At 71.0% G+C, this 15,740-nt stretch carries 19 protein-coding genes and 2 pseudogenes; 10 read left to right on the top strand and 11 right to left on the bottom strand.

The window, feature by feature from the left end:
• From ACWCP0_RS40935 to hemL, 3 genes and pseudogenes are all read right to left on the bottom strand, one after another.
• Positions 1-259 (bottom strand): annotated as a pseudogene (locus tag ACWCP0_RS40935) (hypothetical protein); the annotation flags it as partial.
• Positions 260-386: 127 nt separating this feature from the next.
• Entirely contained in the window at positions 387-1,079 is a 693-nt protein-coding gene (locus tag ACWCP0_RS40940) for a histidine phosphatase family protein (RefSeq protein WP_451083799.1), read from the bottom strand.
• Positions 1,076-2,392 (bottom strand): glutamate-1-semialdehyde 2,1-aminomutase, encoded by a 1,317-nt coding sequence (gene hemL / locus ACWCP0_RS40945; protein ID WP_451083800.1) that lies wholly within the window; start codon positions 2,390-2,392, stop codon positions 1,076-1,078. Before hemL ends, ACWCP0_RS40940 begins: the two co-directional genes overlap by 4 nt.
• Before the next feature lie 125 nt (positions 2,393-2,517).
• Between hemL and ACWCP0_RS40950 the strand changes: the two genes are divergently transcribed.
• Positions 2,518-3,075 carry a hypothetical protein gene (locus tag ACWCP0_RS40950; protein WP_451083801.1) on the top strand — a complete coding sequence of 186 codons (558 nt, stop codon included), beginning with the start codon at positions 2,518-2,520 and terminating at the stop codon, positions 3,073-3,075.
• A gap of 186 nt (positions 3,076-3,261) precedes the next feature.
• Here ACWCP0_RS40950 and ACWCP0_RS40955 read toward each other — a convergent pair whose 3' ends face one another.
• The 3 genes from ACWCP0_RS40955 to ACWCP0_RS40965 form a co-directional block, all read right to left on the bottom strand.
• Positions 3,262-4,383, bottom strand: a complete 1,122-nt coding sequence (locus ACWCP0_RS40955) for a magnesium and cobalt transport protein CorA (RefSeq protein ID WP_451083802.1) — start codon at positions 4,381-4,383, stop codon at positions 3,262-3,264.
• Positions 4,384-4,588: 205 nt separating this feature from the next.
• Positions 4,589-4,849, bottom strand: coding sequence for a hypothetical protein (locus tag ACWCP0_RS40960; RefSeq protein ID WP_451083803.1), 261 nt, complete (start codon positions 4,847-4,849; stop codon positions 4,589-4,591).
• Positions 4,850-4,851: 2 nt separating this feature from the next.
• Positions 4,852-5,091 carry a hypothetical protein gene (locus ACWCP0_RS40965; RefSeq protein ID WP_451083804.1) on the bottom strand — a complete coding sequence of 80 codons (240 nt, stop codon included), beginning with the start codon at positions 5,089-5,091 and terminating at the stop codon, positions 4,852-4,854.
• Positions 5,092-5,333: 242 nt separating this feature from the next.
• Between ACWCP0_RS40965 and ACWCP0_RS40970 the strand changes: the two genes are divergently transcribed.
• On the top strand, positions 5,334-5,666 hold the full coding sequence (locus tag ACWCP0_RS40970; RefSeq protein ID WP_451083805.1) for a hypothetical protein: 333 nt from the start codon (positions 5,334-5,336) through the stop codon (positions 5,664-5,666).
• On the opposite strand, the gene ACWCP0_RS40975 is transcribed toward ACWCP0_RS40970, so the two are convergent.
• Positions 5,629-6,195, bottom strand: coding sequence for a TIGR03086 family metal-binding protein (locus ACWCP0_RS40975; protein ID WP_451083806.1), 567 nt, complete (start codon positions 6,193-6,195; stop codon positions 5,629-5,631). The genes ACWCP0_RS40970 and ACWCP0_RS40975 overlap by 38 nt on opposite strands.
• Before the next feature lie 120 nt (positions 6,196-6,315).
• Here ACWCP0_RS40975 and ACWCP0_RS40980 point away from each other — a divergent pair, with 120 nt between their 5' ends.
• Positions 6,316-7,179 (top strand): AraC family transcriptional regulator, encoded by an 864-nt coding sequence (locus ACWCP0_RS40980; protein ID WP_451083807.1) that lies wholly within the window; start codon positions 6,316-6,318, stop codon positions 7,177-7,179.
• 73 nt (positions 7,180-7,252) lie between these two features.
• Positions 7,253-7,864, top strand: coding sequence for a GNAT family N-acetyltransferase (locus tag ACWCP0_RS40985; protein WP_451083808.1), 612 nt, complete (start codon positions 7,253-7,255; stop codon positions 7,862-7,864).
• 38 nt (positions 7,865-7,902) lie between these two features.
• Here the strand turns inward: ACWCP0_RS40985 and ACWCP0_RS40990 are convergent.
• Positions 7,903-7,989 (bottom strand): annotated as a pseudogene (locus ACWCP0_RS40990) (pentapeptide repeat-containing protein); the annotation flags it as partial.
• A gap of 95 nt (positions 7,990-8,084) precedes the next feature.
• Here ACWCP0_RS40990 and ACWCP0_RS40995 point away from each other — a divergent pair.
• Together ACWCP0_RS40995 and ACWCP0_RS41000 are read left to right on the top strand one after the other, a co-directional pair.
• Positions 8,085-8,888, top strand: a complete 804-nt coding sequence (locus ACWCP0_RS40995) for a phosphodiesterase (RefSeq protein ID WP_451083809.1) — start codon at positions 8,085-8,087, stop codon at positions 8,886-8,888.
• Positions 8,889-9,075: 187 nt separating this feature from the next.
• Positions 9,076-9,810 carry a Mut7-C RNAse domain-containing protein gene (locus ACWCP0_RS41000; RefSeq protein ID WP_451083810.1) on the top strand — a complete coding sequence of 245 codons (735 nt, stop codon included), beginning with the start codon at positions 9,076-9,078 and terminating at the stop codon, positions 9,808-9,810.
• A gap of 53 nt (positions 9,811-9,863) precedes the next feature.
• On the opposite strand, the gene ACWCP0_RS41005 is transcribed toward ACWCP0_RS41000, so the two are convergent.
• Entirely contained in the window at positions 9,864-10,454 is a 591-nt protein-coding gene (locus ACWCP0_RS41005) for a TetR/AcrR family transcriptional regulator (RefSeq protein WP_451083811.1), read from the bottom strand.
• Between the two features lie 97 nt (positions 10,455-10,551).
• On the opposite strand from ACWCP0_RS41005, the gene ACWCP0_RS41010 reads away from it, so the two are divergent.
• Positions 10,552-12,015, top strand: a complete 1,464-nt coding sequence (locus tag ACWCP0_RS41010) for an FAD-dependent oxidoreductase (RefSeq protein ID WP_451083812.1) — start codon at positions 10,552-10,554, stop codon at positions 12,013-12,015.
• A 48-nt stretch (positions 12,016-12,063) separates the two neighbouring features.
• On the opposite strand, the gene ACWCP0_RS41015 is transcribed toward ACWCP0_RS41010, so the two are convergent.
• A complete protein-coding gene (locus ACWCP0_RS41015) occupies positions 12,064-12,612 on the bottom strand; it encodes a hypothetical protein (RefSeq protein ID WP_451083813.1) in 549 nt (182 codons plus the stop codon).
• Positions 12,613-12,751: 139 nt separating this feature from the next.
• On the opposite strand from ACWCP0_RS41015, the gene ACWCP0_RS41020 reads away from it, so the two are divergent.
• The 3 genes from ACWCP0_RS41020 to ACWCP0_RS41030 all read left to right on the top strand — a co-directional run bounded on the left by ACWCP0_RS41020 (position 12,752) and on the right by ACWCP0_RS41030 (position 14,504).
• A complete protein-coding gene (locus ACWCP0_RS41020; protein ID WP_451083814.1) occupies positions 12,752-13,087 on the top strand; it encodes a YnfA family protein in 336 nt (111 codons plus the stop codon).
• A 56-nt stretch (positions 13,088-13,143) separates the two neighbouring features.
• The gene (locus tag ACWCP0_RS41025; RefSeq protein WP_451083815.1) at positions 13,144-13,911 is read left to right on the top strand and encodes an SDR family NAD(P)-dependent oxidoreductase; all 768 of its coding nucleotides are present in this window, start codon (positions 13,144-13,146) and stop codon (positions 13,909-13,911) included.
• A 62-nt stretch (positions 13,912-13,973) separates the two neighbouring features.
• Positions 13,974-14,504: a hypothetical protein gene (locus ACWCP0_RS41030; RefSeq protein ID WP_451083816.1), complete on the top strand. Its 531-nt coding sequence runs from the start codon at positions 13,974-13,976 to the stop codon at positions 14,502-14,504.
• A 228-nt stretch (positions 14,505-14,732) separates the two neighbouring features.
• Here ACWCP0_RS41030 and ACWCP0_RS41035 read toward each other — a convergent pair whose 3' ends face one another.
• Positions 14,733-15,425, bottom strand: coding sequence for an amino acid permease (locus ACWCP0_RS41035; protein ID WP_451083817.1), 693 nt, complete (start codon positions 15,423-15,425; stop codon positions 14,733-14,735).
• Positions 15,426-15,740: the final 315 nt, after the last annotated feature.

Below are 15,740 nucleotides of genomic sequence, written 5' to 3' on the forward strand. Positions count from 1 at the left end.
GCCGGCCGGGCTGGTGCGGCTGCTTGCCCGTGTCGGCGGTCGACCCGTCACCTATCAGCCGAACGGGCGCGGTGCTGGGACCGGGCGACGCACCATCGCCCCCGCCCTTCCCCCCGCTGCCGCCGGGCCGTCCCGCACCGTCCCTGCCAGAGCCAGAGCCGGAGCCCGTGCCCGTGCCCGTGCCGCAGCCGGCCATGCCCAGCGCCGCTGCGGCCCCAAGGCCCGCTCCGAGCAGTCCCCTTCGGCTGATCTCGCGCATGTCCCCGTCCCCGTCCCTGTCCCCGAGCCGTTCGCGTCCAGCTGCCACGTACTACCAATGGGTGAGATGGCGAGCCGGAGCCGAAGGTTCCAGGGATGGGGGAAGAAATGCCCGGGCGGCAGGGTGACTATGCGCCGAAGGCTTTTGATTTCCCCTTCACCGGCTTTGCGCCGGCGAGAAGATGCACGGGCACAAGATCACGGGCGGGCTCCGAGTATCCCACCGAGACGATCCTGTCGCCGTGATAGGTGAAACTCGTCAGCGACGCCAGCGTGCACTGGCGGCGGCGCGGGTCGTGCCAGAGCCGGCGCTGCTCCACATAGCTGCGCACGATCCAGATCGGCAGCTGATGACTGACGAGGACGGCCTCGTGGCCGCGCGCCGCGTCCCGCGCGGAGCCCAGCGCCCCCATCATCCGCACCACCTGGTCGACGTACGGCTCACCCCAGGACGGCCGGAACGGATTGGTGAGGTGCTTCCAGTTGCCCGGTTTGCGCAGGGCCCCGTCGCCGACGCCGAAGGCCTTCCCCTCGAAGACGTTCGCCGCCTCGATCAGCCGCTCGTCGGTGTCCAGGGTCAGGCCGTGCGACTTGGCGATCGGTGCGGCGGTCTCCTGCGCGCGCTCCAGCGGGGACGCCACGACATGGGTGATGTCCCGCTCCGCGAGGTGCTCGGCGACCCGGTCGGCCATCTGCCGGCCGAGGTCGGACAGGTGGTAGCCGGGCCGGCGCCCGTAGAGGACGCCGTCCGGGTTGAGCACCTCGCCGTGGCGGATGAGATGAACGACCGTCGTTTCCGTATTGATGTCCGTGCCGTTCATGCGGTGGCCTCCGCGGCGGCGCGGGCGGCCGCGGGCAGTGCGGCGGCGATCCGCTCGATCGCGGCGTCGTCGTGGGCGGTCGACACGAACCAGGACTCGAACGCGGACGGAGGGAGGTAGACGCCCTGAGAGAGCATCGAGTGGAAGAACGCGTTGAAGCGGAACGCCTCCTGCTTCCTGGCGTCGTCGTAGTCGCGCACCTCACGGTCGGTGAAGAAGACCGAGAACATGTTGCTCGCGGTCTGCAGCCGGTGGGCGACGCCCTCCTTGGACAGCGCCTCCGCCACGAGGGCCTGGATCCGCTCGGAGACCCCGTCGACCTTTTCGTACGCCGCGTCGTCGAGGAGCCGCAGTTGGGCGAGGCCGGCGGCCGTGGCGACCGGGTTCCCGGAGAGGGTGCCCGCCTGGTAGACCGGCCCGGCCGGGGCGAGGTGGCCCATCACATCGGCGCGGCCGCCGAATGCCGCGGCCGGGAAGCCTCCGCCCATGACCTTGCCGAAGGTCATCAGGTCCGGGGTCACGCCGTCGATGCCGAACCAGCCGGCCCTGGACGTACGGAAGCCCGTCATGACCTCGTCGGAGATGTACAGCGCACCGTTCTTGGCGCAGGCGTCCTTCAGCCCCTGGTTGAAGCCGGGGCGCGGCGGGACCACGCCCATGTTCCCCGGGGATGCCTCGGTGATCACACAGGCGATCTCGCCGGGGTGCGCGTGGAAGGCGGCGTGAACCGATTCCAGATCGTTGTACGGCAGCACGATAGTGTCGCCCGCCTGGGCGCCGGTGACACCCGGCGTGTCGGGCAGCCCGAAGGTCGCGACGCCGGAGCCGGCCGCGGCCAGCAGCGCGTCCACGTGCCCGTGGTAGCACCCGGCGAACTTGATCACCTTGGCGCGCCCGGTGAATCCGCGGGCGAGCCGGATCGCCGACATCGTCGCCTCCGTACCGGACGAGACAAGTCTCACCTGTTCGACCGGGGCGACCCGTGCCACGATCTCCTCGGCGAGGGCGACCTCGCCCTCGCCCGGCGTGCCGAACGAGGTGCCGCGGGCCACGGCCTCCTGAACTGCGGCGATGACCTCGGGGTGGGCGTGGCCGAGGATCATCGGACCCCAGGAGCACACGAGGTCGACGTACTCGCGGCCGTCCGCGTCGGTCAGGTACGGACCGCTGCCGGACACCATGAAGCGGGGCGTACCGCCCACGGCACGGAAGGCACGGACAGGAGAGTTCACGCCGCCGGGCGTCACGAGGGACGCGCGGTCGAAAAGCGTCTGCGAAACTGGGGCGTCATAGGGAAAGCTCACGGAATCCATGGTGTCAGAGGCTTGGACGTATCTGCGGACAGGTGTTTCACCGCACGTTCGCGGGGGAGGTCACTGTCACGATGATCGGGTTGCGCGGCTGGGGCTGTGCGTCCTAAAAGCAGTCGGGTGGAGATATGCATCGCGGTGGCGGACTGGGCGAGGGGACCGACGACCTGGGTCCCGAGCCTGCCCGGCGGGGGAGGCACCGGCGGCACGAGGCGGACGACCCCGTGGGTAGCAGGGGTGGCGGCCGCATGGGAGTGACCTACAAATACTTCGGCGCACCCGACGGCGCCACGGCTGCCCGTGTGCCCATTTCGATGCGTCCCGAGGAGCTCGGCGGCGATGAACTCGGCATGGGCGGAATGTTTTCCAAGATCAAGCCCGAGACGATAGCCGCGATGGTCCTCACCGGCATCCAGGGCATGCCCCTGCACAAGGTGCCGCCCCTCGAACTGGTGGTCCTCCACCCGGACTACGCGGTGGTGAAGCTCCCCATGACCGTCGTCGACCCCCTGCGCGGCGTCGGCGAGGAGTCGGTGGGCGCAGCGGCGTTCATCTGGTCGACGGTCCCGGATCGCGGGGGTCCGCGGGACGCGTTCAACGTGTACCAGCTGCTCCACGAATGGCAGGACTTCAGCCACCGCCTGCACGAGGCAGGACACCAGCCGTACTGCCTGGTGTGGCCCTGAGCGACGTGCCGCGGCCCTGCTGGGCCGGGGCTGCCGTACGGGCCCGTCTCGCGGAGCTGTCGGCCGAGGCCCCGGCCTCGCCGCCCGCGGTGCGTACGGCCACCGTTGCGCGTCCCGGCAGCCGCTGAACCGGAGCGGCCGGAGTCGCCCGAGACCCGCCGGATGCCGACCCGAGCCTGCCTCGCGTCAGAGCCAGCCGTTGCGCCTGAAGCCCCGGTGAAGCAGGAAGCAGCCGATCGCGATGACCCCGAGGACGACCGGGTAACCGTAGGTCCACCGCAACCCCGGCATGTGCTCGAAGTTCATGCCGTAGACCCCGCAGACCATCGTCGGCACGGCCACGATCGCCGCCCACGCCGTGATCTTGCGCATGTCCTCGTTCTGGGCGACCGTCATCTGCGCCAGATGGGCCTGGAGGATCGAGTCCAGGAGTGAGCCGAAGCCGTTGACCATCTCGCCCGCGCGGGCGAGATGGTCCGACACGTCCCGGAAGTACGGCCGTATGTCCGGGGCGATGAGCGAGTCCGGCTGGGTGGCGAGGGCCTCGAGCGGGCGGCTCAGCGGGGACATCGCCCGCTTGAACTCCAGGAGTTCCCGCTTCAGCTGGTAGATCCGCCCCGCTTCGCCATGGCCCGCCGTGCCGCGCCCCGCATGCTCGGAGAAGACACTGGTCTCGACCGCGTCTATGTCGTCCTGGACGGCGACGGCCACCGCGACGTACTCGTCCACGACGAAGTCGGCCACGGCGTGCAGCACCGACGACGGGCCCTTCGCGAGGTGCTCGGGCGTGGTCTCCAGCGCCTCGCGCAGCGGGCCGAGCGAGCCGTGCCGCCCGTAGCGGATGGTGATCACGAAGTCCTTGCCGGTGATGACCGTGATCTCGCCGGTCTCCACGACCTGGCTGGTGGCGGTCAGCTGGTCGTGCTCCGCGTAGCCAACAGTCTTGAAGACGGCGAGGAGCGTGTCGTCGTAGGGCACGACCTTGGGTCGGCGATGCGCGTCGACGGCCTCCTCGACGGCGAGCGGATGCAGGCCGAACAGCTCCGCGAGCGAGGCGAATTCCTCGCGCGTCGGCTCGTGCAGCCCGATCCAGACGAAGCTGTTGCTGCCGGGGCTGTCGCCGTTCTCCTTGCGTACGCGGCGCAGCGCCTCCTCGGCCGGACAGTGGCCGGATTGCCGCGCTCCGGCCGCGTACCCCACGCAGTTGACGACGGCGCTGCCCAGCGGCGACCGGGCCGGGTGGCTCAGGTCGACGGTGCGGCGGTACGCGCGGCGCACCGCGCGGCGGAGGTTCCGGATCACGGACAACGTGGGCTCCCGATCGGGCTGTGCCGGCTCTCCTACCCACCCTCCCGGACGGCAAGTCGCTTGTCCACGGCGGTCCCTGGCCCGGCCTGCGGCACCGTCCGCCTGCACCGTGCGGCAGCTCCGTACGCCGACACCGTGCGGCAGCTCCGTGCGGCGTCGCCGCGGCGGGCAGCCCGGCCGGCGGGCCCCCACGTCGTGCGCCTGGTCAGGCTGCCGTGTCGTCGCCGAGCCAGGGGCCGGGGCCGAAGACCTCGTAGTGGATGTCCGCGGCCGGAATGCCTCGTGCCGGCAACTGTCCACGCACGGCCTTGAGAAACGGCAGCAGCCCGCACAGATACGCCACCGCATCCTCCGGAACGTCCACGACGGTCAGGTCGACCCGCCCGGTGCGCTCCTCGGGCCACCAGCCCTCGGGCTGCTCGTACCAGACCTCGGCCGAGGCGTTCGGGGGCCGCTGGGTGAGCATCCTCAGGTCGCGCGGAAGGCGTGGGTGTACTCGTCGCGGTCCGCGTGGACGGAGAGGACGGGACGCCGCGCCCCGGTGGCGGCCAGGTGCGCGAGCATCCCGGTCATGGGGGTGCAGCCGATACCGGCCGAGGCGAGCAGCAGCGGGCGGTCGGAGCGCTCGTCGAGGAAGACGTCACCCGCCGGATTGCTGATCCGCAGGACGTCGCCGGGCCGGACGTCGTCGTGCAGGTGGTTGGACACCCCGCCGGTGTTACGTGAGGGTCCTGCGGTGATCTTGCGTTCCCGTTATCCGGACACCCTTTTGAACGGTGAACTATCTCCAGCCGAGCCCCACGCCGGCCGATGTCCACAGTGCACGCGTCGCGCGTGCACCAGCCGCGTCGCGTGTCGCGTGCCGTATGTCGCCATGTCATTGCCAGGTCACATACCGCCCCGGCATCCGACCGGCCGACCAACCCATCGATCGACCGAGGAGGCCCGGCGTGGGCGATGTCCTGCTGGCCCTGTGCATCCCGCTGATGGTCTGCGCGAGCGGCATCTACGCGGTGTGCGAGAGCTGGTGGCGGCGCAGACATCCCGCGCCGCCGTCGCCGTACGCCCACGCCGCTGCCCGCCTGGCCGAGCGGGAGATGCTCATGGCGGCGGAGGAGATCGTGGAGGAGGCGTACGCCCGGCTCGCCGGGCTGTACGAGGACGAGTGCGTCGGCACGTACGGCTCCGACGGCGACGCGGAGGCCGACCTCGGTGCGGACGACGGCGTCAGCACGTACGACGGTGTCAGCGCGGGCTCCAGCGGGGATCGCGGCCCGTCGTAGCCAGCACCCGCTCGAACGGTGCCGCGTCCTCCGGCACGGCGAACGGCTCGCCGAAGGCGCCGTACTTCCGGGCCATCGGCGCCATCTGTTCGACCGCCGGGCCGAGTTCGGCGACGACATCGGGATCCGGTTCGTAGCCCTGCCCGGTCGCCCGTGCCAGGTCCCAGACGTGCAGGGTGAGGTCGCCCAGCACCATGTGGCCGACGGTCCTGGCCGGCAGGCCCAGCGAACCCGTGGTGCCCTCCTCGGCGCCCGGTTCGGCCCATGCCTTCACGAGTCGCCCCGTCTCCTCCTCGAAGAGGCCCTGCCAGTCGCCGCCGGTCCGGTCGGGTGTCGTGGAGAAGTCGGTGTCCTTCTTGGCGGCGAGCGCCTGGAAGTTGACGACCACCTGGAGGAGGTGGTTGATCAGGGCACGTACGTCGTAGTCCGTGCACGGCGTCGGCGCGGCGAGGCGCTCCGGGGTCACTCCGCGTACGACGGGAATCGCGCGTGCGGCCGTGGCTTCGAGAAGTTCACTGATGGCCTTCATGACCTCGACACTGGCAGCCGCGGGACGCCACGTCTTGAACAAACGCGACAGACGCGACAGGGCGGATGCGGACCTGCCAATCAGGGGCGGGCCATGGAAGTCGGCGATTAGGATCCGGGCATGGCGAGCAGGAGCGAGCCGCGCGAGGCGACCGGCCCGCGGCGCGACACCCGGGGCATCGTCGACGCCCCGGAACTCTTCGCCCGCGTACGCTTCCGGCGCCGCGCCCCGGCCCCGCCGCTGCGGCCGTATCTGGAGCACTACTGGCTCATCGACTGGGACCTGACCGAGCCGTACGCGTCCCATGTGCTGCCGCATCCGTGCGTGAACCTCGTCTTCCAGCGGTACGGCGACGAGGAGCCCTGGGGCGAGGTCGCGGGCATCGGCCTCGAGCTCTTCACGAAGAAGCTGGCGGGGCGGGGGCGGGTCTGCGGGGTGCAGTTCCGGCCGGGCGGGTTCCGGCCCTTCGCGCCGGGGCGGCCGGTGTCGGACTGGACGGGTCGCCGGGTGCCGGCGGGCGAGGTGCTCGCGGGCGCTTCGGGGGCGCAGGTCGCCTCTGCCGTCGTCGGGCCGGAGGAGGAGGACGCGCGGGTCGCGGCGCTCGACGCCTTCCTGCTGGGGCTGGGTCCGGAAGGTGATCCCGGGGCCGAGCGCGCGATGGCGCTGGTCGAGCAGGTCCGTGCCGACCGTACGATCCGGCGCGTGGCCCAACTCGCGAAGGTGGAAGGGGTGTCGGCGCGCACGCTGCAGCGGCTCTTCGCGGCGTACGTCGGCGTCGGACCCAAGTGGGTCATCCTGCGCTACCGCATCCACGAAGCCCTGGAGCGGGCCGAGGCGGAGAGCCCCGACGGCGCCGGAAGAGAGCCGGACTGGGCGGCCCTCGCCGGCGAGCTGGGCTACAGCGACCAGGCCCATCTCGTACGGGACTTCACGGCGACGGTGGGTCTGCCACCGACGGCATACACGGCGCATCGGACCAGGTGAGGACGGGTTTCCGAGGATCGCCGGCGGGGCGGTTCCCGGGCCGGTGTCGGACCCCGGGCGTACGGTGCGGTTCATGACGGACAAGAACCGGGCGGACAGGACACGGACGAGCAGGAAACCGGCGAGCAGGAAACGGGCGAGCACGACAGCGGTGGACGCAACAGCAGTGGTGCGGATCGAACCCTGGTCGGAGGACGACTTCGACCTGCTCCGGGCGGCGAACGCACCGGAGTTGATGGGGCACCTCGGCGGACCGGAGACGGACGAGAAGCTGGCCGAACGGCACAGGCGGTACGTGGCCTCGAGCGCGGACCGCACCGGGGCGGGGCGGATGTACCGCGTGGTGCTGACGGACGGTGGCGAGGCCGTCGGCACGATCGGGTTCTGGGAGACCGCGTGGCAGGGAGAGCCTGCGTACGAGACGGGCTGGAGCGTCCTGCCCGGCTTCCAGGGGCGCGGGATCGCCACGGCGGCGACACTCGCGGTCGTGGCCGAGGCACGGGCGGCGGGCAAGCACCGGTATCTGCTCGCGTTCCCGTCCGTCGACAACGCTCCGTCGAACGGTGTCTGCCGCAAAGCGGGCTTCTCGCTGCTGGGCGAGTGCGAGGTGGAGTACCCACCGGGTCGGCCGATGCGCAGCAACCACTGGCGCCTCGACCTCAAGCCCCAGGAGACGGCCCCGTGAGCGGAGTCCGTCAACTCCTCGGGGCAGGTCCTTTGAAAGCAAGTCCCTTGAAAGCAAGTCCCTCGGAAGCGAGTCCCTCGGAGGCGAGTCCCTCGGAGGCGGGCCGCTGGTCCGGGAGCCGACAGTAGTTAACGGTATGACGTGGTGCATCCATTAGGCGATCCCTTAGCCTGGCCGCCGGCCGACACCACGGCCGCCGACAGAACAGAGGGGGACCGCCATGACGGACACTGCGCTGGACACCGTGCTGCTCGCGCACATCAGCGATCTGCATCTCGACGGGACGGAGCGGGCGACCGACCGGGCCGCTCGCACCGTGGCCTACCTCCGGTCCCTGACACGGCGGCCCGACGCGGTGCTGGTCACAGGCGACATCGCGGATCACGGCGCGCCCTCCGAGTACGCGGAGGCGGCCGAGCTCTTCGCCACGCTCGACCTCCCCGTGCTCACCTGCCCGGGCAACCACGACGACCGCGCCGCTTACCGCAAGGTGCTGCAGGGCGAGAGCCCCACTCCCGGCACCCCGGATGCGGCGGGCCGAGACGGGGCGTACGCAGCGATCAACCGCCTCCACCGCATGGGCGGTTACGCTCTGCTGCTCTTGGACTCCACGATCCCCGGCGAGGACGAGGGCCTGCTCGACGACGAGACCCTGGAGTGGCTCGCCCGCACGCTCGACGAGCTCGGCGACACCCCGGCGTTCCCCGCCTTCCACCACCCGCCTGCCACCCTCCACCACGGCTACGTCGACCCGATGGGGCTCACCAACGCGGACCGTCTGGCCGAGGTGCTGCACGGGCGCCGCAACGTCCCGGCCGTGCTCACCGGACACGCGCACACCCCGGCGGCGACCACCTGGGCCGGCCGGCCCCTGCTCGTCGCGCCCGGCGTCGTCTCGAGGCTCCGGCTGCCCTGGGAGCCGGGCGAGGGCGTGACCGACCGCACGGCCCCGCCCGGAGTCGCCTTCCACGTCCTGGACGAGGGCGGCCGTCGCGTGACGACCCATTTCAGGGTCGTCACCTAGCCGGACGGACGGCTGCTGCCGCGACGGGCCGGGCGGAACGGCGACCGCATCGCGGGCCTCGGGCGCGGCCCGTGACGGCGGGCCGGGCGGGACACGGGCCGTACGGCGGGCGCGGCGCCGGCCCCGGAGGTGCCGGCGCCGAGGAAAGCCGTGGCCTGCCGTGTCCACGCAATGGCATCCTGGCGGCGTGAACGGACCCGAGATCCACATCAGTTTCGCCCCGGAACTGCGGCTCTTCGTCGCCGCGGAACGCCGCAACGGGCGGACACCGTTCGTCACGGACGGCTCCTCGACGCTCGGGCATGTCGTCGAGTCGCTCGGCGTCCCGCTCACCGAGGCCGGGCGGCTCCTCGCGAACGGAAGCCAGGTCCAGGTCTCCCACATCCCCGCCGCCGGCGAACACATCGAGGTGCTCGGCGTCGAGCGCCCGCAGCACGTGCCGGGCGCGCCCCTCCGCTTCCTCCTCGACGTCCACCTCGGCACGCTGGCCCGTCGGCTCCGGCTGCTCGGCGTCGACACGGCGTACGAGAGCGAGGACATCGGCGACCCTGCGCTGGCCGCACTCTCGGCGCGCGAACAGCGCGTCATGCTGTCCCGCGACCGCGGCCTCCTGCGCCGCCGGGAGCTGTGGGCCGGTGCGTACGTCTACAGCGACCGCCCCGACGACCAGCTCCGGGACGTCCTGCAGCGGTTCGTTCCCACCCTTGCCCCATGGACCCGCTGCACGGCCTGCAACGGCCCGCTCACGGACACGGACAAGCAAGCGGTCGAGCAGCACCTGGAGCAGGGCACGCAGCGCTCTTACGACGTGTTCGCCCAGTGCACGGCGTGCGAACGCGTCTACTGGCGCGGCGCCCACCACGCCCGGCTGGAGGCGATCGTCGAGGGCGCCCTGCGCGAGTTCGGCAACGCGGCCGTCTGAGGCAGCGGCCGTCCGAGCCGTACCCATCGGCTCCCGGGCCACGAACTGCCCGCCTACGCGGTCCCCGCCGACGGGCCTTCCGCGGTCAGATACCGCTGGATCGTGGGGGCCAGCCAGGCGATCACCTCCTCCTTGGTCATCTCGACCGCAGGCGGGACGCGCAACACATAGCGAGCGAGCGCCATCCCCAGAATCTGCGATCCGACGAGCGCGGCCCGGCGCGGAACCTCGGCCGGAACGGGACAGACGCCGGCCGCTATCGGCAGCAGCTGCGACGTGAAGATCTGCTGCATGCGCTCGGCGCCCGCGGCATTGGTGACACCGACGCGAAGCAGGGCCGTCAGCACGTCGTCGTCCTCCCAGCGGTCGAGGAAGTGGGAGACGAGGACCGCACCGACGTGCTTGCCGGGCATCGCGCCCAACTCCGGCAGCCGCAGGTCGATTTCGGAAGCGGCGGCGAACAGCCCCTCCTTGTTTCCGTAGTACCGCATCACCATCGACGGGTCGATGCGGGCATCCCGGGCGATGGCACGGATCGTGGCCCGCTCGTACCCGTCCGACGCGAAGCGCTCGCGGGCGGCAGCGAGGATCGCGGCGCGTGTGGCGTCCGAGCGGCGCGGCGTGGTGGCTGCTTCCGAATTCATGCCAACGACTGTAGGCCAACATGTGTTGACATGCCAGACCCCCCGGCCTACATTTGCCAACAAGCGTTGACCTACAAGCGTTGGCAGGAGGCCCGCCATGCCCGGCAAGCCCAGCACCAACAGCACGGACACCACCGACCGCACCACCGACTCCACCGGCTACGACACGGATGTCACGGTCGTGGGCGCAGGCCCGACCGGCCTGCTGCTCGCCGGCGACCTCGCGGCCGCGGGCCTCCGGGTCACCGTCGTCGAGCGCCGCCCGGCCGGGGCCGGCAATCTGACCCGGGCCTTCGCAGTCCATGCCCGCACGCTGGAGCTGCTCGACGCCCGCGGCCTCGCGGACGAGCTGGTGAAGACGGGTGCCCGGATGACCCGCCTGCGCTTCTTCGGCCGGCTCACCTTCGACCTGTCCCGGCTGCGGACCCGCTTCCCGTACCTGCTCGTCACTCCGCAGTACGAGGTGGAGCGCGTGCTCCTGCACCGGGCACTCTCCGCCGGCGCCGACCTCCGGTACGACACGGAGCTGAGCGGACTGCGCCAGGAAGCCGAATCGGTGACCGCCGAGCTCCACGACAGGGAAGGGCGGGGCGAGACGCTGCGCTCCCACTATCTCGTCGGCACCGACGGAGTGCGCAGCTCCGTGCGGCAGACCCTCGGCCTGCCCTTCCCCGGCGCCTCCGTCATCCGCTCCATGGCCATGGCGGACGTCCGCCTCGCGGCAGAGCCCGAGAGCCCCCTCCTCGCCGACGGCACCGGGGACGCGTTCGCCGTCATCGCCTCCTTCGGCGACGGCTGGTACCGGGTGATGGCCTGGAGGCGCAGCCACCAGGTCCCGGACAGTGCACCGGTCGAGCTGGAGGAGGTGCGCACCATCGCCCGCCAGGCATTCGGCACCGACTTCGGCATGGGGGACGCCCGCTGGGTGTCCCGATTCCACAGCGCCGAGCGCCAGGTCCCCGAGTACCGGAAGGGCCGGGTGTTCCTCGCCGGAGACGCGGCGCACGTCCACTCCCCGGCCGGCGGCCAGGGGATGAACACCGGGATGCAGGACGCGGCCAACCTGTCATGGAAGCTCGCCGCGGTCCTGGGCGGCCACACGCGGGACGCCGACGCCCTCCTCGACACGTACCAGTCGGAGCGGCATCCGGTCGGCAAACAGGTGCTGCGCAGCAGCGGTGCGATCGTCCGCCTCGCCATGGCGCGCACGACGCCCCAGCGCCTTGTGCGCTCCCTCGCGGCCCGGCTCCTCTCCGCGATACGGCCCGCATCGGAAAAGGCGATGGGCATGATCTCGGGCATCGGCATCGCGTACGGCGCGGAGCGCGGCGCCCACCGGCTCGCTGGAAGGCGCGCCCCGGACCTGGCACTCACGGAGGGCCGGCTCTACGAACTGCTCCGCAAGGGCGAGTTCGTCCTGATCACGTCCAGCGACGCACCCACCAGGGCGTCGGCCGCGCCCGACGCCCCCGGCCCCGTCAGCCGTGCCCACTGGCAGACCCCACGCAACACATCGCTGCTGGTCCGCCCGGACGGATACATCGCATGGGCCCAGCACTGACCCCGCCGGGGGGCCGGGGCCCCGAACCCCGGCCCCCCGGCTGCCACGTCAGAACACGTATCCGTCGCCCGTCGCCGGCACCAGGACGGTGTGCTCGTCGTTCGCGTGGTTCTGGTCGATCGCACCATCGCTCCACGCCGTGGCGACGCTCACGACCACCTCGGTCGGGCTGCCCGCGGCCAGCAGATCAAGAGCGATCCCGTTCCCCGCGCCGCCCGCCCTCAGCGCGCCGGTCCGGCACAGGATCACTCGGTCCCCGCCCCACAGACAGACGGGCGGCAGCGGCCCACCGCCCGTCACTGAGACCGGGACCGAGAAGCTCAGCCGTACGGTCGCGTCGGCCACCTGGGCCGGACCGTGGTTGTCGCTCTCCAGCCAGACACCGATCCGCCCGGCCCACAGAGAGGCATGACCATGGTGGGCCACATCGGCCTCGGCTGCCGGCACCCGAACCCCTGCCCCAACTGCCGCACCTGCCGCACCTGCCGCTTCCGGCACGGGGTCACCGATGTCCGCACCCGCACTTACGCCCGCGGCCACCACGACCATCGCCGCCGCGGCCGACGCCATGAGCAGAGTCCTACGCATCACCTGCATGCCCGAAAGATACCTATTATCCGCTCATGGAGCTGACTCCACGTCAGCCCGGCGCGTCCCGCGCGGCCCGGACTCCTCCCGCTCCGCCCAGAGAGCGGGCCGCCACCGGACACCCCGCCCCACATGCCACGCCGACTCCATGCTCATCGCCCGATCCGCGTCTCTGTTCGCCGTCGCCGCGGTCTTCGAGATCGGCGGAGCCTGGCTCGTCTGGCAGGGCGTGCGCGAGCACCGGGGCTGGATCTGGATCGGCGCCGGCGTCCTCGCCCTCGGCGTGTACGGCTTCGTCGCCACCCTCCAGCCGGACGCCCACTTCGGCCGCATCCTCGCCGCGTACGGCGGAGTGTTCGTCGCCGGCTCGCTCGCCGGGGGCATGGTCGCCTACGGCTATCGCCCCGACCGGTGGGACATCGTCGGCGCGCTGGTCTGCCTGGCCGGCATGGCGGTGATCATGTACGCCCCGCGCGGCCGCTGAGGGCGCCTATCCTGGCCATTGGCCACCGGTATCGATCAATTGCCCAAGGAGCCTCCATGACCGCCGCCCCCATCGCCGTCGTCACCGGAGCGAGCAGCGGCATCGGCGCCGCCACCGCACGCGGGCTCGCCGCCGAGGGCTATCACGTCATCCTGACCGCCCGCCGCAAGGACCGTATCGAGGCCATCGCCGCCGAGCTCACCGACGCCGGCCACCAGGCCACGGCCCACACCCTCGACGTCACCGACCGCACCGCTGTCGACGCCTTCGCCGCCTCCCTGGACGGCCCCGCCCCGGTCAAGGTGCTGGTCAACAACGCGGGCGGGGCACTCGGCGCCGACCCGGTCGCTACCGGAGACCCTGCCGACTGGCGCCAGATGTACGAGGTCAACGTCCTCGGCACCCTCCACATCACCCAGGCCCTGCTCCCCGCCCTCACCGCCGGCGGCGACGGCACGGTCGTGGTCCTCACCTCCACCGCGGGCCACGCCACCTACGAAGGCGGCGCGGGCTACGTCGCCGCCAAGAACGGCGCCCGCGTCCTCGCCGAGACCCTCCGTCTCGAAATCGTCGGCACCCCGGTCCGCGTGATCGAGATCGCCCCTGGCATGGTCAAGACCGAGGAGTTCGCCACGACCCGCTTCCGCGGCGACACCGAGAAGGCCGCCAAGGTCTACGAGGGCGTGGCGGAACCCCTCACCGCCGACGACGTCGCCGACACCATCACCTGGGCCGTCACCCGCCCCTCCCACGTCAACATCGACCTCCTGGTGGTCCGCCCCCGCGCCCAGGCCTCCAACACCAAGGTCCACCGCGAGCTCTGACGCCCCTTCCCTGACTGTTCGCAGCGTGTTCCCATGAGGGCGATCTTCTGGGAGGGGCACACATGCAGCAGTCGGGAAACCAGCTGACGTCGAAGCTGGCGTCGAATTCGGTCAACATCACGGTGGGCGCCGTCGTGGCAGGCCTCCTGACCTTCGCCGCGTTCACACCAGCAGCCTTCGGCGACGACATCGCGATGCCCGAGGCTCCCGGCGAGGCCGTCACGCTCCTGGGGCCGGATGCGCCCGCGGACACCACCTGGCGGGACGAGACGGGCGGCACGCTCGTCCTGAACGGGGACGGTTCCTTCGCGTCCACCGGCGTCTGCGGCAGGTTCATCGAGCACCACGACAACGGGCTCCTCTTCACCTCCGCGGTCCCACGCAGATCGGGTTCCGGAACCTGGAGCCTGCACTCTTCCAACGCCCCCGAAACCCAGGTGCACCTCAGCTACACAGGCGCTTTCCGGGCGACCGCCGAATTCGACGTGCGCCAGATCGACGGCGTCCTGCATCTGTGGACCACCACCGTCCACAACTTGGGCACCGACGCTGAAGTGGAGATCAACTCCTGCCTGCTCACCAAGAAGTCCTGAGCCCTTCCGACACCACTAAGCCCCGGACCGTGACCGGTCCGGGCCCTGGCAGCGCGCGTGCGCGACGGCCGGAGCGGCAGACGGTCACACGCCCTCTGCCTCAGTCACGGATCGAGGAGGGGTGACTGTAGTCCCCGACGGCCACGGTGACCCTCGAAGCGCAGTGCGGGCAGCGATCCTCGGAGAAGTCATCGGTGAAGTGTCAGCCCGGTGGCAGCAGTGACACGGTCAGCTCTCCTCCAAGGCGCTCACGTCCTCGGGCTCGGTCTCCAGCGCTTGGCGGTCGAATTTCAGCATGACGAGGAAGAACAGCCCGCCCACGAGGAGCAGACCGACCACGATCACGACGGAGACGAGCGCCTCCCGGGGTGCCACCAGCACAAACAGCGCGACGAGTGTCCATACCAGCGCGCAGATCGCGACCGGCAGCTCGAAGCGCCCGAGGTCGAACGCGCCCTTCCTGCGATCCAGTCGTCCGCGAACCGCCAGGTAGAGGACGATCGTCGAGCCGTAGATGACCGCCGGCAGAATCGTCGATGCCGTGATCAGCTCCAGCAGTGCGGCACCCGGCAACGCGACCATCAGGATGACTCCCAGGACGAAGATCAAGATCGTCGCCGGGATCGGCGTATGCGTGCGCGGGTTGACCCGCCGCATCAGCCGGTGGGCAGGGAAGCGTGAGTCGCGCGACATCGCGAAAACAAGCCGCGAGCACGCGACCATCACCACGATCCCGGCGCCGAAGAACGCGAACGTGATCGCGACCAGCAGCGTCCTCTCCATCACCGAACCGAGGTGATCGCGCATGATCGCCGCGACCGGCGAGCCGTCGGCGCTGATCCGGGGGATGTCGTCGATCGCGACGGTGAGCGTGATCAGAAACAGCATTCCCAGGAGCCCGGCCGCCACCACAGATCCCACGATCGCGCGTGGGACGGTGCGATAAGGATCCTTGGCTCGCCAGTTTCGCCGCGGAGTCGAAGCCGACGAGTGTGGCGAGGCCCGTGATCATCGCGAGCATCAACCCGCTGCCGACGGCGAAATAGTCGGGGGCGTTCTCGGCGACACCGCGCGAGGTGAGGTTGTCGGCTGCGCCGTTGCCCGTGATTGCCACAGCATTGATGAGCGCGATCGCCACCACCTGTCGGCGTACACGTGAACGCGCATAGCCGCGTACGGATGAACGTACAGAGTTCTTGATGTGTTGAGAGACGGCCCCCGGCACGCTGCTGCCTG

This window comes from Streptomyces sp. NPDC001970 (assembly GCF_053594115.1).